The sequence below is a fragment of the Paenibacillus sp. Soil750 genome, assembly GCF_001428045.1.
Classification (GTDB): domain Bacteria; phylum Bacillota; class Bacilli; order Paenibacillales; family NBRC-103111; genus Paenibacillus_E; species Paenibacillus_E allorhizoplanae.
The window spans coordinates 127,539-142,132 of the sequence record NZ_LMSD01000044.1; the positions used below are offsets into that span (position 1 = coordinate 127,539).

Annotated in this window: 10 protein-coding genes; 9 read left to right on the forward strand and 1 reads right to left on the reverse strand. The window is 43.4% G+C overall.

Annotated features, from left to right (window positions below; genetic code table 11):
- The first annotated feature begins 6 nt into the window (after positions 1-6).
- The 9 genes from ASL11_RS34820 to ASL11_RS34860 all read left to right on the forward strand — a co-directional run bounded on the left by ASL11_RS34820 (position 7) and on the right by ASL11_RS34860 (position 13,346).
- Positions 7-945: a malonate decarboxylase subunit epsilon gene (locus ASL11_RS34820; protein WP_056625888.1), complete on the forward strand. Its 939-nt coding sequence runs from the start codon at positions 7-9 to the stop codon at positions 943-945.
- Between the two features lie 249 nt (positions 946-1,194).
- Positions 1,195-2,118: an ArsR/SmtB family transcription factor gene (locus tag ASL11_RS34825; protein WP_056625891.1), complete on the forward strand. Its 924-nt coding sequence runs from the start codon at positions 1,195-1,197 to the stop codon at positions 2,116-2,118.
- A 299-nt stretch (positions 2,119-2,417) separates the two neighbouring features.
- Positions 2,418-3,806 (forward strand): ABC transporter substrate-binding protein, encoded by a 1,389-nt coding sequence (locus ASL11_RS34830; protein WP_200962504.1) that lies wholly within the window; start codon positions 2,418-2,420, stop codon positions 3,804-3,806.
- Positions 3,807-3,886: 80 nt separating this feature from the next.
- A complete protein-coding gene (locus ASL11_RS34835) occupies positions 3,887-4,786 on the forward strand; it encodes a carbohydrate ABC transporter permease (RefSeq protein ID WP_056625894.1) in 900 nt (299 codons plus the stop codon).
- Positions 4,787-4,804: 18 nt separating this feature from the next.
- Entirely contained in the window at positions 4,805-5,641 is an 837-nt protein-coding gene (locus ASL11_RS34840) for a carbohydrate ABC transporter permease (protein ID WP_056625898.1), read from the forward strand.
- A 104-nt stretch (positions 5,642-5,745) separates the two neighbouring features.
- Complete coding sequence (locus tag ASL11_RS34845) at positions 5,746-8,112, forward strand: family 43 glycosylhydrolase (protein WP_056625900.1); 2,367 nt, start codon at positions 5,746-5,748, stop codon at positions 8,110-8,112.
- 100 nt (positions 8,113-8,212) lie between these two features.
- Complete coding sequence (locus ASL11_RS34850; protein ID WP_056625903.1) at positions 8,213-10,285, forward strand: exo-alpha-sialidase; 2,073 nt, start codon at positions 8,213-8,215, stop codon at positions 10,283-10,285.
- Between the two features lie 85 nt (positions 10,286-10,370).
- Positions 10,371-12,131, forward strand: a complete 1,761-nt coding sequence (locus tag ASL11_RS34855) for a glycoside hydrolase family 2 protein (protein ID WP_056625907.1) — start codon at positions 10,371-10,373, stop codon at positions 12,129-12,131.
- A 252-nt stretch (positions 12,132-12,383) separates the two neighbouring features.
- The gene (locus ASL11_RS34860) at positions 12,384-13,346 is read left to right on the forward strand and encodes a glycoside hydrolase family 43 protein (RefSeq protein ID WP_327205131.1); all 963 of its coding nucleotides are present in this window, start codon (positions 12,384-12,386) and stop codon (positions 13,344-13,346) included.
- A gap of 306 nt (positions 13,347-13,652) precedes the next feature.
- Here the strand turns inward: ASL11_RS34860 and ASL11_RS34865 are convergent, their stop codons facing one another.
- A complete protein-coding gene (locus ASL11_RS34865; RefSeq protein WP_056625910.1) occupies positions 13,653-14,357 on the reverse strand; it encodes a DUF421 domain-containing protein in 705 nt (234 codons plus the stop codon).
- Between the last annotated feature and the right edge of the window lie 237 nt (positions 14,358-14,594).

The following is a 14,594-nucleotide window of genomic DNA, read 5'->3' on the forward strand; positions in this document are numbered from 1 at the left end:
AAGAAGATGAGCGTGGCTTTTTTGTTTCCAGGTCAAGGCTCGCAGTTTCCAGGTATGCTGCATCAACTGCCATCTCATCCTGTGATCGAGACAACCCTTGATGAAGCGACTTCGTTCATGGGCAAAGATGCGCTTTCGATAGATACTTCTGAAGCACTATCCTCTACGGTTTCCGTACAGTTGGCAATTCTTTACTCAGGAGTTGCCAGTGGTCGCGCGCTCATACAGGAAGGTGCAGAGCCACGTTTCGTAGCAGGGCATTCGGTTGGAAGCTTCGCAGCAGCAGTGATTTCGGAAGTCCTGTCATTTAGAGATGCATGTGAGCTAGTGAAACTGCGTGCCGAATGGATGGAGAATTCGTTTCGTTTCGGTTACGGAATGGGGGTCATTAAAGGTATCGCAGAGCAAAAATTGCGTTCCATGGTTGAAAAAGCCTTCAAGTGCGGTCAAGAGGTATTCATTGCTAACCTCAACGGCCCTCATCAAATCACGATAGCTGGTAAGTTGGAGCATATCCAAAACCTGTTTGTGGAGGCTCGAAGGAACGGAGCGCGAAAAGCTGAGCTTCTCCAAGTCTCGGTTCCTTCCCACTGTAAACTCCTCAATCAGGTTACATATGATTTGGAGCTGGCAATGAAGAAAGTGATTTTCAAAGAGCCCTGTTTTCCGTATGTAGCGAATACGAACGCACGATTATTACGATCAGCGGATGCGATTCGCAATGATCTTGCTTGCGGTGTGGCGAATCCTGTCCAATGGCACCAAGCTACAACACTTTTGAGTGAGCTTGGTGTTCGTTTGTTTGTCGAAATGCTTCCAGGTCAAGTTCTTACCAATCTTGCTCGTCAAGAGCTGCCTTCCGTTCAATCCATAGCTATGGGGGAAACAAGACTTGATTCGGTTGTCTACTTAATAAACCGGGAGCGTAAATGGAACGAAACATGAATATGGTTGCGTTTTCGCAATAGTGTATCTGCGCTCCTTAAAACTGGCCTTACGAGAAATCGTAGGGCTTTTTAATTTAGCTTCAATAGCATTGATGTATGCGGGGGGAGTTTAATACATAAAGAGTGTTTTATTACTCAAAAAATAATTTGTTATATAATAAGTGGACAAGAGATGAGATTATTCGTTAAAATATTGTAATAAACGTTTACAAGTTCGAGAATTAGTTTGTTAATGGGGGGATTATGTATGTTGGAATTATCAATTAATGAACCAAATCAATTAGTCGCTGTTGCTCATGCACTTTCTTCTCACACCAGAATTAATATAATCAAACTCCTCTTACAACATCATAACCTGAATATCATTGAAATTGCCGAGATGCTTAATATTCCAGTTTCAACTACTGCGATTAATGTTAAGGTATTAGAGGAATCAGGGCTCATCTTAACGGAATTACAACCTGCAACGAGAGGGGCAATGAAGGTTTGTAGCCGTAATTTTGATGACGTGCGCATGATTCTGAACCCAATTGCGATGTATAAAAATCCTAACAATTTGTATGAGATCGAGATGCCTATCGGTCATTTTATAAACTTCGAAGTATTACCGACATGCGGTATGGCTAATCTAAACGGAATGGTGATTCCGGAGGATGATCCGGTTAGCTTTTATCACCCTGAGAGTAAAACAGCTGAAATCATATGGTTGCGGCAGGGATGGATCGAATATCGATTTCCTAAAGTGATTCCACAGCATGCAACGATAACATCCATCGAGTTTTCGTTGGAAATTTGTTCGGAAGCGCCTAACTATAACAATGAGTGGCCTTCAGACATTACAGTATGGGTAAATGGCATAGAGATAGGAACCTGGACTTCACCAGGCGATTTCGGCGACCATAGAGGCAAACTTAACCCTTCGTGGTGGAACGACAGTAGTACTCAATACGGTATTCTGAAAACATGGAGAGTGGATGAAAAGAGGAGTTCTGTCGATAATGAAAAAACATCCTCTATCTCGCTTGCGGATCTTCATCTTGAGAAATATCCTTTCATTGGATTCAAAATTGGGGTTAAACCTGATGCTTTGCACCATGGAGGAATCAACTTATTTGGTCGCGGCTTCGGCGATTATGCCCAAGCAATTGTGATGAAAATTCAATATGTATAAAAAATATAGAATAGGCATTACCATAAAGCCCAACTGTTACGTATTATATGTAACGGTTGGGCTTTATCACTATATTACGTTGAAATAAACATAATAGTTGAATGAAAGCGTTGACAATTAAATGAAATACAAGTATTGTATGAATATAAACATTTTATTTGTAATAAACTAAATTAAATGTTTTATTTAAAAATAACAAAAGGAAGGAAAAATTGTTTGTGTAACCGCTTCACAATTCATAATTCTTGCTTATTGATTTTATGCCTTATTAAACCAAATTCTGAATTGGGGGAATTTAAATGAACGTATTGAAAAGTAAGATGGCTAAGCTTTCAGTGCCTCTAATGCTAAGTTTTGCTATGGTTGTAACGGGTTGCTCAAAAAGCACAACGGAATCGACAGACAAATCCACCACGCAACCTTCTGCCCAGGCAACACCTGCAGCTGCAACAGCCAAACCAGCAGAGAATTCCGAGATTTCCTTTATGGGTTGGGGTGGCGATTCAGAAAAGGCTGTATTTCAAAAACTAACTGACTCCTATATGCAGAAGTATCCAACAAAGAAAGTGAAATATACCGTCGTTCCTCCTGCTGAGTATTATCAAAAATTGGATACCTTGATTGCTTCGGGCAAAGCGCCGGATGTTTTCTATGCAGGTGAAGCTCAGTTCCAAAAACTTGCAGGCAGTGGAAGTTTGCTGAAATTGGATGATCTAACCAAAACATCATCAACTTTTGATGAAAAGAATGTTTGGAAGCAGGGATTAGACCGCTATCGTTATGATGGTAAAGTTATCGGAAAAGGAAATCTCTACGGATTGCCAAAAGATGTAGGTCCATGGGCATTCGCTTACAACAAAGAGCTGTTTGATAAAGCGGGCGTCAAATATCCAAGCGCAAAAGCTGGTGAATGGACTTGGAATGATATGATTGATGCTGCCAAAAAAATCACAACACAAGGCGCTAATGGGAAGACAGATGTATTCGGGGTTGCTGGTTATTCATTGGAATCAGCCGTATGGGCGAATGGTGGGGACTATATTGATTACAATACAGGAACCATCAAAATTGACGAACCTGCTTTCACAGAAGCCTTACAATTCGTAGCAGATTTAAAATTGAAATATAAAGTTAGTCCTTCGCCAACAGATGAGAAAGCGCAAGGTGGTTATGCCCGCTTTGTTGCAGGCAAAATTGGTATGTTCCCAATGGGGCCGTGGGATCAGCCTGGTTTCTGGAAGCTGCCTTTTGGATGGGATATTGCCGCATGGCCTGCAAGTCCGAAAACAGGGAAAACAGCAACATGGTTAGGTTCTTTAGGATTCGTCATTTCGGGCAAAACCAAATATCCTGAAGATGCATTTAACTTTGCTTCCTATTTGAGTTTGGATCCTAACTCACAGAAAGAAAACTACCAATTGGGTCAAGCGGTTCCGAATCTGATCGATATGGCAAAAGGCGAATTCTTAAAATATGATAAAGCACCTGCGAATCGCCAAGTATTCCTGGACATCATTCAAGATTATGGCCATCCGACGATTGCTGTAGGATCCGTTGATACGAAATGGCTCGACACTTTTAACCAAGAGATAAGCCGTGTATGGGAAGGGAAACAAACGGCTGAAGTCTGGGCTAAAGAAATGAAACCTAAGCTTCAAGAGCTCTACGATAAAGGAAACAAGAAATAATAAATAAGGATATAGAAGGGCGAAAATAGAGGCTGAAGGCTTCCGGTTTCGTCCTTCGTCCTAAAACAGGTGGGATCAGTATGATAAGGGCACACAAAATAACAGGCTTTAGACGCCGTGAAATAATATGGTCGTACTTATTTATATCCATTCCCGTTCTTGGGTTTCTCATTTTCGGGCTTGCGCCAATCGTATCATCGCTTGTATTAAGCTTTATGGATTGGGACATGATCTCTCCTGCGAAATGGAATGGTGTTGAGAACTATAAAGAAATGGTATTGGACGAAAAGTTCTACAAATCATTGTATAACACTTTATATTTACTTATTGGTATACCAATCGGTATGTTCTTTTCCCTCCTGGTTGCTATTCTAATGAATCGAAAGCTAAAAGGAATTTCTTTCCTGAGAACCATTTACTATATTCCGGTTATCTCACCTATCATTGCTGTTTCGTTGTTATGGCAATGGATCTTGAATAATGATTATGGGCTAATCAATGATTGGATTTATCAACTCTTCGGTATCCAGGGACCCAACTGGTTAGGTGATCCGAATTGGGTTAAGCCTTCTTTCATTCTTATGGGTTTATGGGGAGGCATTGGCGGAACCATGGTGCTATATTTGGCGGGGCTGCAGGGGATCGCTTCCGATTATTACGAAGCGGCAACCGTTGATGGTGCGAACCGTTGGCATCTTTTTCGCCATATTACGTTTCCGTTGCTTTCCCCGATTCACTTTTTTGTTATTGTCATGGGTATTATCGGTACCTTTCAATCGTTTAGCCAAATGTACATTATGGCGACAGATGGCGGACCAGAATACAGCGGGGCAACGATCGTCTTCTATATTTTTAATGAGGCTTTCAAGTATTTCAACATGGGGTACGCCAGTGCCGTCGCATGGGTATTAGGTATCATCATCTTTATCATCACACTAATTCAATTTAAATTATCCAAACGTTGGGTCTATAACGACTAGAGAAAGGAAGGTTGCGCGATGAATAGAAATGAGCGGTCTACGAATATAATGGCCTACGTTATTTTGCTTCTAGGCTCTTTTGTTATGCTGGCTCCATTTGCATGGACGGTCTCGACAGCATTTAAAACGCAAGAGCATGTTTTCGATCTCCCGCCGAAATGGATACCGGACCCCATTACATGGAATAACTTTGTGGATGTTTGGAATAAAGCCCCGCTGTTAACTGGATTTATGAATAGCGCCATTATTGTGGTATGTGTTTTGGGTGTGGGTTTGTTTGTTTCTGCGATGGCTGCTTATGCATTTTCCAAATTTGATTTCCCCTTTAAAGAGACTATTTTTCTTTGTTTGCTAGCCACGATGATGATTCCATACTCCGTGGTGATGATTCCACAATTTATCGGTTTTTCATACCTGAATTGGGTGGATACGCTGCTTCCACTTATAGTGCCCGGATTATTCGGTCATATTGTCACGATCTTTTTCTTCAAACAATTTATGCAAGGGGGCATTCCTTCGGATTTAATTGATGCAGCGAAAATCGACGGTGCGAGCTATTTCCGAACGTTTGCTTCTGTGGCGTTACCCATTGTAAAACCAGCGATTGCTGCACAAGCGGCACTTGGATTCATGGGGATATGGAACGATTTTCTTGGACCTGTGATCTATTTGCATTCGTCGGAAAAACAAACGATTCAAGTTATTATTGCAAGTTTGCAAGCTAACTATATCTCGCAAGCCAACTACCCTAATATGATGGCAGCTTCATTGATCGCTTTAGTGCCGGTTGTTCTCGTGTTCTTTTTCTGCCAACGGTACTTTATTGAATCCTTAAGCATCAGTGGATTAAAATGACCAAACGTAGGATACGAACGAAAACAATGTTTATGGGGCTAGTTGTATTATTCCTATTAGCCATAGTGATTACAATTTCATTTAGCGGGAAAGGAAGAGGTCCTATGTTGAATTCCACGCTTGGGGAATCGTATCAGAATTCATTGGCGCTTGAGCAGGAATGGCCTGATTACGGGATAGGCGATCCCTATGTTATGCGATATAACGGACTCTATTATTTGTATTGCAGTACGAAGGATTTTCGTGTGGGTATTAAAGCTTGGAGCTCGAGCGATTTAATTCATTGGAAATATGAAGGGCTAGCTACGGAAGAGCCACTAACCGTAGGGGCTTACGCACCGGAAGTCGTTTACTGGAATGGGTATTTCTATATGTATACCTCGCCTGCCGGCAAAGGACATTATGTACTTCGCAGCGAGAGCCCTATTGGACCGTTCACGATTCAAACTGAAAATTTGGGCTTATCCATTGATGGCTCTGTATTTATTGATGATGACGGCAAATGGTATTTTACGCATGCGAGCGGTAAAGGTATTATTGGACACGAAATGCCTGATCCTTACACGATGACTGAAGAGAAGACGCTTGACGCTTATTTGGGCCATTGGACAGAAGGCTCGATGATCATTAAACGCGACGGCAAATATTTCATGACTTATACAGGAAATCACGTGTTCAGTAAAGGATATCGGATTAATTACGCTGTGGCGACGGACTCGCCAATCGGAACCTATAAAGTGCCGGAGAATAACCCGATCGTCATCAGCACAAAACAAGATTTTAATGGGCTGGGCCATAGTTCAAGTGTGTTAGGTCCAAACCTCGATTCTTATTATATGTTTTATCATAATTTAATTGGCCGTTCGAAGGAAGGTCCTCCGGTTCGTATGCTAAATATGGACCGAATCGTTTTTAACGGCGAGAAAATGGTAGTTCTTGGCGATGGTACTCATTTTCCTCAACCGGTTCCACGAATGCCGGATTTTTATGATGGCGTCAATAAACCGTTGGATCAGAAGCTTTGGGATGTGCGTGACAATGTAAATGAAACGAAATGGTTGAGCAGTAAAGCTGCCGATAAGAATCGGTTTACAGCAGAATTTAATTTTCGCATGAACTTGGAGAATACAGGAGTGGGGGAGGCTTCGTTCGAGACAGTCTTTTCCTATACGGATGACAATAATTATTACTCTGTTGGTATTGATCCCGCATTGCGAAGTATCGCCCTGATCGAAATGAAGGACGGGAATAGAAAGCAGCTTGCAACTACTCAGCTTCCCCAAGCGATGGACTTTACTAAGCTGCATACCATTCGAGTTGAGAGTAATGCGCGAGGTACTAACATCTATTTCGATCAAATGAACAAGCTGACTCTTACAGATATCCATGCGATACCTGGGAAAATCGGGTATGCATATCGCCACATCAAGCCGACGTTGGAATACACAGCTTTTTCTAACGAAGCGGATGGCAGCAGTGACTATGAGACAGCCAAACCTGTTCCCGGAAGTATTGAAGCGGTTCATTATTTGGGAGAAAAAGATCAAGGATTTCATGTGGGGCATCCCGTTAAAGGGTCTGTTATGCGTGAAGAAGACGGTGTTCCGATCCAAACGAGTGAAGACGGCAGTAATGACGTTACGATGGCGGGAAAAGGAGACTGGCTAGCATATAGAATTAATGTGGAGTCAGACGGAACCTACGGTTTTGATGCAATGATGAAGGAAGACGGGAATGAAAATGTGGTGGAACTGCAGGTTGATGGGAAACCTCAACGTTTCGAATTAGGCCACATGAGTCAGAGCGAAGGAAACCCTTGGGTTAAAAAGCACATAGGAAATATGCAGCTAACACAGGGTGAGCATATTTTGACAGTAAAGCTAATCAAAGGCAAATTAAATTACCGTTATTTGGATATATACAGAATCTCAGAACTGCCGGATGAAAAGCTCTCAAATATGTTTAATCAAATTTTGCCTGAAGATATGTATGGCAAATGGATGAAGCAAGAAGACGGGTATGCCGTACAAACAGAAGGCTCGGATGCCAAAATGTATGCAGGCAGCGATGAATGGACGGACTATCGGGTAGAAGTAGATCTGAAATCCACTGCAGATTCTATTGAAGAGGCAGGGATCTTGTTTCGTGTCACGAACGAATCTGAATTTCCTGAGCAAGTAAGGGATTCGTTCATGGGCTATCAACTGACCTTCCGTAACGGACGTATGATTCTGAAGAAAATGAATTATGACCAGAATGAAGTAGACTCAGCTCCGATCAGTTTTGCCAACGGTTCAATCGTACACATCGCTGTTGACGTAAGTGGAGCAACAATGAAGGTATATCTAAACGATTTGAAGCAACCTGCCTTGGAATGGACGGATGCGAATGCATGGATGCACGGAAAAATCGGTATTCGTTCAGCGTCGCCATCGTGGCTCTTTACCAATTTATCATTAGTAAGGAGGTGATTTCATAGTTCAATTACTTTAAATTACCTCTAGATTCGACACAAGCACGCAATGAGTAATGCTATTCGATTAACATTTTTTCAAAGGAGGAAATGTAAAGATGAATGCTAAAAGTCGTTTGCGCTTGGGTAAATTAATGATGGTTTTGATGATGGTGGCTTTGCTTATTATTCCTTTCAATATGGCTCAAGCAGCAACGAGCGGGATGGCTTGGCCAACGTCAAACACGACAGTTTACACTACCGGTACAGGTGGAGTCTGGTATCCGAGGATGCTTCAGGTTAGCAGCAGCAACATGTTGGCTTCCTTTGATTCAAATGCGGACGGAGGTTTTACGAAAGTTAAGGTAGCGAAAAGCACGGATGGTGGGCTTACATGGGGGACGCCTATTACAGCCGCCTCTGATGCGAATGGGGATGTCGGCAACGGTCAGATGCTCCTATTAACCAATGGAGACATTTGGTTGGCTTATCGCGTGGTCATACATTCTGGCAGCACGTATACCACTTATTTGAAAGTTCGAAAGAGCAGCGATGGAGGCAGCACCTGGTCGGATCTGGCAAACGGTCAAATAGCGACCGAATCGGAAAACTCTTTCACTGGGGTATGGGAGCCATTCCTCGGTTATGTGGGAAGCACGATTTGTGTCATGTATGCGGACGATAGCTCAGCCGTTGTCGGTACCTCGGGGAAGCAGAAATTATTGATGAAAACCTGGAACGGAAGCGGTTGGAACAGCGCGACAGTTGTCAGCGACGGTGTAGCTAATAGCTCCAGAGATGGCATGCCGGTTTTTACAAAAATGGCAGACGGCAGGTACATTGTGGTATTCGAAGCTACGGACGTTAGCGGGCATCCATTTGGAATCAAATATAAAATTTCCACTGATGGCTTAGATTGGTCAGGCACACGGCAAACCATGTTTATTCCAACGAATGCAGGGAAAAAAGCCGGAGCGCCGTTTGTCGTTAAACTAGGCGATGGCAGATTAATGGCCAGCTTTCAAACGGATGATTCCAGCGCCAATACGGGAGACAGTTATTCTTCGATGCGAACGATGATCAGCTCCGATAACGGCGCGACTTGGGGTTATTTATATAATGTATTCCCTGTATCGGACACGAAGTTTTCCAACTGGAATTCATTAATGGCTGTCGATACGACTCGCGTTATGGCAGTCACATCCGCCAACTTTCCTAGCACAGGCATTTATTTGCGGACGGGAAATGCAGGTACTCCTTCTAACGTAAATTTTGCCGATAATTGGGGGTTTGAAACAGCGAATGTTAACGGATGGGCGCCTTCGGGAGCCGATTATCCAAACCGGATTCACATTCATGGAGTAAATGACGGTATTGCACGTGCACCGGGGGGCGGAAACTACTTCATCGGTCTTGCTGGAACCAGTTCTCCTGGTACTGCATATATCGGTCAGACAATCACTGGTTTGGATAGCGGTACCTACACAATGCGAGCGTATATTAGGAGCAGTGGCGGCCAAACCAGTAACTATATGGAAGTGAAAGACTATGGCGGATCTACACTGCAAACTAATTTTCCCGTTACAGGAACTTGGACGCAGGTAACCATCTCCGGTATTAGTGTAACAAATGCACAGGCGACTATCGGTTTTTACGCTGCGAATACAAGCGACAGCCAATGGGCGGATATTGATAACGTTGAATTTATCAAAACAGCTTCGACCACGCCGCTAAATGTCAATCTCACGAATAACTGGGGATATGAAACGGCAAATGTGAACGGATGGACGACGTATGGGTCCGATTACCCGGATCGTATTCACATTCATGGTATTAACGATGGTATTGCGCGTGCACCAGGTGGAGGGAATTACTTCATCGGTCTTGCAGGTATTAGTTCACCGGGTACAGCTTATGTCGGTCAAACCATTACAGGTCTTCAAAACGGAACTTATACGATGCGAGCTTATTTGAGGAGCAGCGGGGGGCAAAACAGCAATTATATGGAAGTGAAAAACTATGGTGGGGCAACTCAGCAAGCCAATTTCCCGGTTACTTCGACTTGGACACAGGTGACAATCTCTGGTATTAATGTCACCAGTGGTCAGGCGATCATAGGATTTTTCGCTTCAAACAGCAGCGGCAGCCAATGGGCAGATATCGATAATGTTGAATTTTTCCGAACCAATTAATTAAGGCATTTCCCGCGCACAAAATGGTTTGTGTGCGGATCAACTTAAATAAACAATCATCAGAAGTAGGAGTGATCATCACAAGATGTCGACAAAAATGTATATAAAGGACTATCCAAGACCTCAGTTTGTACGAGAATCATGGCATAGTTTAAACGGTGAGTGGGGTTTTCGTTTTGATGACGGAAACATAGGAGAGAATGAAAAGTGGTACGAGGAGTTTGAGGGGGACCTCAAGATCATGGTTCCGTTCACTTATGAAACGAAGGCCAGCGGTATTGGCGAAGAGGCATTTCACCCTCAAATATGGTATCACCGATTGCTCGAAGTTCCGAAAGAACAAGAAAGCAAAAGGATCATCCTGCATTTTCAAGCGGTGGACTATATAGCCAAATTGTGGGTGAACGGAACGTGTGTAGGTCAACATCAAGGTGGATACACAGCGTTTTCATTTGATATTACGCCCTATATTCAATTTGGTCAGTCTAACAGCCTCGTCATGAAGGTGGAGGACAGCCCGAGCTGCACGCAACCACGCGGTAAGCAGCGTTGGGTGAATGACAATTTCGAATGCTTTTATGTTCAGACAACTGGAATTTGGCAAAGTGTATGGTTGGAATATGTGGCGGAATCTTATATCAAATCCGTGAAAATGACACCTGATCTTGACCGTCAATCGGTACGCTTCGAATACCAAACGCATGGTGATTTAAAGCAGGGGCAGCTTCGCGTAGAGACTCGAATTAGTTTTAAGGGGAAGATCCTCAAGCAAACCGCTTTGATCGTAGATCGGCCTTGGCTGCAATTGGAGGTAGATTTGCTGCATGAAGCAAATGGTCCATGGAAGGTAAGCAGATGGTCTCCGCAAAATCCGAACTTATATGATGTGGAATTTGTACTATTAAAAGATGACGTGGTGATCGACCACGTGTATTCTTACTTCGGCATGAGGAAGATTTCCATAGAAAAAGGAAAAGTTCTCCTCAATAATACGCCTATTTATCAGCGGTTAATATTGGACCAAGGGTACTGGTCCGACAGTCATTTGACGCCGCCTTCGGAGCAAACATTAATAGAGGATATCGATGCTATTCTCGCCATGGGATACAACGGGGTGAGGAAGCACATGAAAATTGAAGATGCGCGGTTTCTATATTGGTGCGATGTCAAAGGGCTTTTGGTATGGTCCGAGATGGCAGCCACCTTTGAATTTAATGATGAGGCCGTTGAGACTTTCACCAAGGAATGGATCGAGATTGTAAGGCAGCAGTATAATCATCCGAGCATCATCACGTGGGTGCCTTTTAATGAGTCTTGGGGCATTATGCAAATTTTGACTGACCGTAAGCAGCAGAAGTTCACCGAGGGTATCTATCATTTGACCAAATCGATAGACCCGAATCGTCCTGTCATTACAAATGACGGATGGGAACATACCGTCTCAGACATTTTGACTTTACATGATTATGTGGAAAACGGTTCGGAATTTCTCCAGCGTTATGCGGATAAATCCCCTATCGTAAATAACGAATGGGCCTTCAACAATGGGAAATATGCCCTAGCTCAAGGATACACGTATCGTGGACAGCCCATTATCATTAGTGAATTTGGAGGGATCGCTTTCCAAACCGATAAAGGCTGGGGGTACGGCAATCAGGTCGTGACGGAAGAGGCCTTTGTTGAGCGGTTCCGGGGCATTACCCAAGCGATTAAGGATATCGACTACATTTGTGGGTATTGCTATACGCAGGTGACTGATGTCCAGCAGGAAATGAACGGACTGCTCACTGAAGACCGGAAACCGAAGATTCCACTAGAGCTTATCAAAGAAATTAACCTCGCATAAAAGTTAGGAAGCGGTGTTGAGAATGGAATATAGAAGACTTGGACGTACGAATTTAAAGATGCAAAAGAATGGCGCTGGGATTTTAAACTTGATCGCGGCCAAGGCGGAGTCCAACTTTGATTCACAAGTCAAATGCTATTATGGATGCTGACTACATCCGCATCTTTACGCAGATCGTACTGCCGCTGTCAAAGCATGCGCTGGCGAGCAAGCTGAAATTACATAAATGCATGAAGTGGAAGGAGTCGTTATATGAGCACGATGGAGATGAAAACATTTCAAAACCCAATATTGGATATTGGTCCCGATCCTTGGATATATCGGCATACGGACGGTCATTATTATTTTATGGTGACGCGAGGTGATCGGTTGGATTTATGGAAATCCGAATCGATGAGTGGAATTGCGAACGGCGCAATGAAGACCGTCTGGACTCCTCCGGCGGAAGGGTTGGATAGACGGAAACTGTGGGCTCCGGAAATCCATCATCTCGGAGGCAAATGGTACATTTATTTCACAGATAACAACGGTGGCGGAGACGATGCACGCAAAATCTATGTGCTGGAAAATGAGTGTGCCGATCCTCTCGAAGGAACATGGCGGATGAAGGGGGCCGTGAATACGGCCTTGCCCGGATTGGACGGAACGGTGCTGGAGCACAACGGGAAGCTTTTTTTCATGTACGCGGGCTACGGCCATTTTCCGAAATACGGCTCAGCGGTCTACGCCGCCGAAATGGAAAACCCTTGGACGATCAAGGGGGAGGAGTCGCTGCTCACTAAGCCCGAATACGATTGGGAGCATCAAGGTGGAATGGCGATTAATGAGGGGCCTTGCTTCCTTAAGCGATTCGGCAAAGTATTCCTGATTTATTCCGCAAGCACATGCTGGTCCGATGACTACGCACTAGGGATGCTGACCGCGAAGGAAGACAGCGATCTGCTGAATCCGGCTTCATGGTCCAAGAGCGAGAAACCCGTTTTCCATAAATCGGTTGAAAACTCCGTCTTCGGCCCCGGTCATAACAGCTTTATCGTATCCCCGGACGGAACGGAAGACTGGATCGTCTATCATGCTATACCGGTATCTGAAGGAGGCAGTAAACAAAGAAGCGCTAGAATGCAGAAATTCGGTTGGACGGCGGACGGGAACCCGGACTTCGGTGCTCCGATACCGGCTGAGGTCGATTTTGACGTGCCTTCCGGTGAAAAGTGAAAATCGATCCGACAGCTTGAGAGGGCTCAGTCGTTCATATTCGGGTCAACAAGCGCTTTTCCTTGTTGTTGAAACTCGCGTGCAACTGAAACTGAATTAAAACAATGGCGTTCACTCTCTGGGTGAGCGCCTATTTTACTTTGTTTCGTATCCACAATATCAGAGAAAGATACTTCATTAAATTATAAAATGAGGCTGCCCCTCGAAAACGAGTGGCGGCCTCATTAAGCTATCGTGCAGTTATTTCTTTTATCTCAACATGAGTCTGTTCTTATCCTCTTACTTCATGGTGCCAATATATGACTATTACTCCTGATCAATTGGATGCCGGATTTGATCCTGATATAGATCAAAAAATAGTTTACCTTGTGTTCCCCTGATAGCGTAACAGACTTCTTCTGCTGTAACACCCCGTTGCTGTAGCTGCTTCGAGAGCCATTCTTTGGATAAACCAATTTGCTGTAAATTATCTGACATAATATTTCCGTCCATAACTAGTTCAACAGGAAACTGGATCTTTGTTGTATTTGTCAAAAGCAAATCCTTTTGTATAAGGGGACGATATTCTGGCTTTTTGAGCACCGAGAGTTTACCGTTAAGCTCTAAGATGGCATATTGTACTTCTTCGATATCAAAAATGTCCTTTTCTCGCAATTCTTGATTTAAAGTGTCGAGTGTAAATTGAATTTTCCTTAAGTTCTGTTCCATAATTTTGCCGTTTTCGATCACTACCGTCGGTTTTCCGGCAAACCATTTCCTGATTTTTCGGCTCTTCATGGATAACAAAGAGATGAGATAGGCAATGCCACTGAAGATCAAAAAAGAAGTGATAAGATTCCAAGTCTTCAAATGAGTATTAAATGCTAAATTACCGATTATGGCACCTAGTGTGATCGAAGCGACGAAATCATTGTAAGTCATTCGCGCTATCGTGTGTTTTCCTAGAACTCGCGTAATTAACATAATAAGAACGAAAGCAACCACCGTCCGGAGAATTGTTTCCAACAACATATCAACTATCCTCCCTGTTCATATGAGTGCTTTGTTATTTTATTTCTTTTCCTAGAAAAAAATACATTGGTTAAGAAGGCTAACGGATAACGTTTGTTCAATAAATATCAGGCCGATGCTGCCTGAAACAATCGGCAGCATCGGTGAAGTAACAAGCAACATAGTTAATAATACTTAATGAAAGTATGAGGCTACAAGCGACTAGTTCAATGGCATAAAGGTAAGCCGTAGCAGCAA

Bases quoted from the DNA above. Each gene is read 5' to 3' on its own strand.
- ASL11_RS34825 (WP_056625891.1), top strand. From the start codon at position 1,195: ATGTTGGAATTATCAATTAATGAACCAAATCAATTAGTCGCTGTTGCT.
- ASL11_RS34865 (WP_056625910.1), bottom strand. From the start codon at position 14,357: ATGTTGTTGGAAACAATTCTCCGGACGGTGGTTGCTTTCGTTCTTATT.
- ASL11_RS34855 (WP_056625907.1), top strand. From the start codon at position 10,371: ATGTCGACAAAAATGTATATAAAGGACTATCCAAGACCTCAGTTTGTA.
- ASL11_RS34845 (WP_056625900.1), top strand. From the start codon at position 5,746: ATGTTGAATTCCACGCTTGGGGAATCGTATCAGAATTCATTGGCGCTT.
- ASL11_RS34830 (WP_200962504.1), top strand. From the start codon at position 2,418: ATGAACGTATTGAAAAGTAAGATGGCTAAGCTTTCAGTGCCTCTAATG.
- ASL11_RS34835 (WP_056625894.1), top strand. From the start codon at position 3,887: ATGATAAGGGCACACAAAATAACAGGCTTTAGACGCCGTGAAATAATA.
- ASL11_RS34820 (WP_056625888.1), top strand. From the start codon at position 7: ATGAGCGTGGCTTTTTTGTTTCCAGGTCAAGGCTCGCAGTTTCCAGGT.
- ASL11_RS34850 (WP_056625903.1), top strand. From the start codon at position 8,213: ATGAATGCTAAAAGTCGTTTGCGCTTGGGTAAATTAATGATGGTTTTG.
- ASL11_RS34860 (WP_327205131.1), top strand. From the start codon at position 12,384: ATGAGCACGATGGAGATGAAAACATTTCAAAACCCAATATTGGATATT.
- ASL11_RS34840 (WP_056625898.1), top strand. From the start codon at position 4,805: ATGAATAGAAATGAGCGGTCTACGAATATAATGGCCTACGTTATTTTG.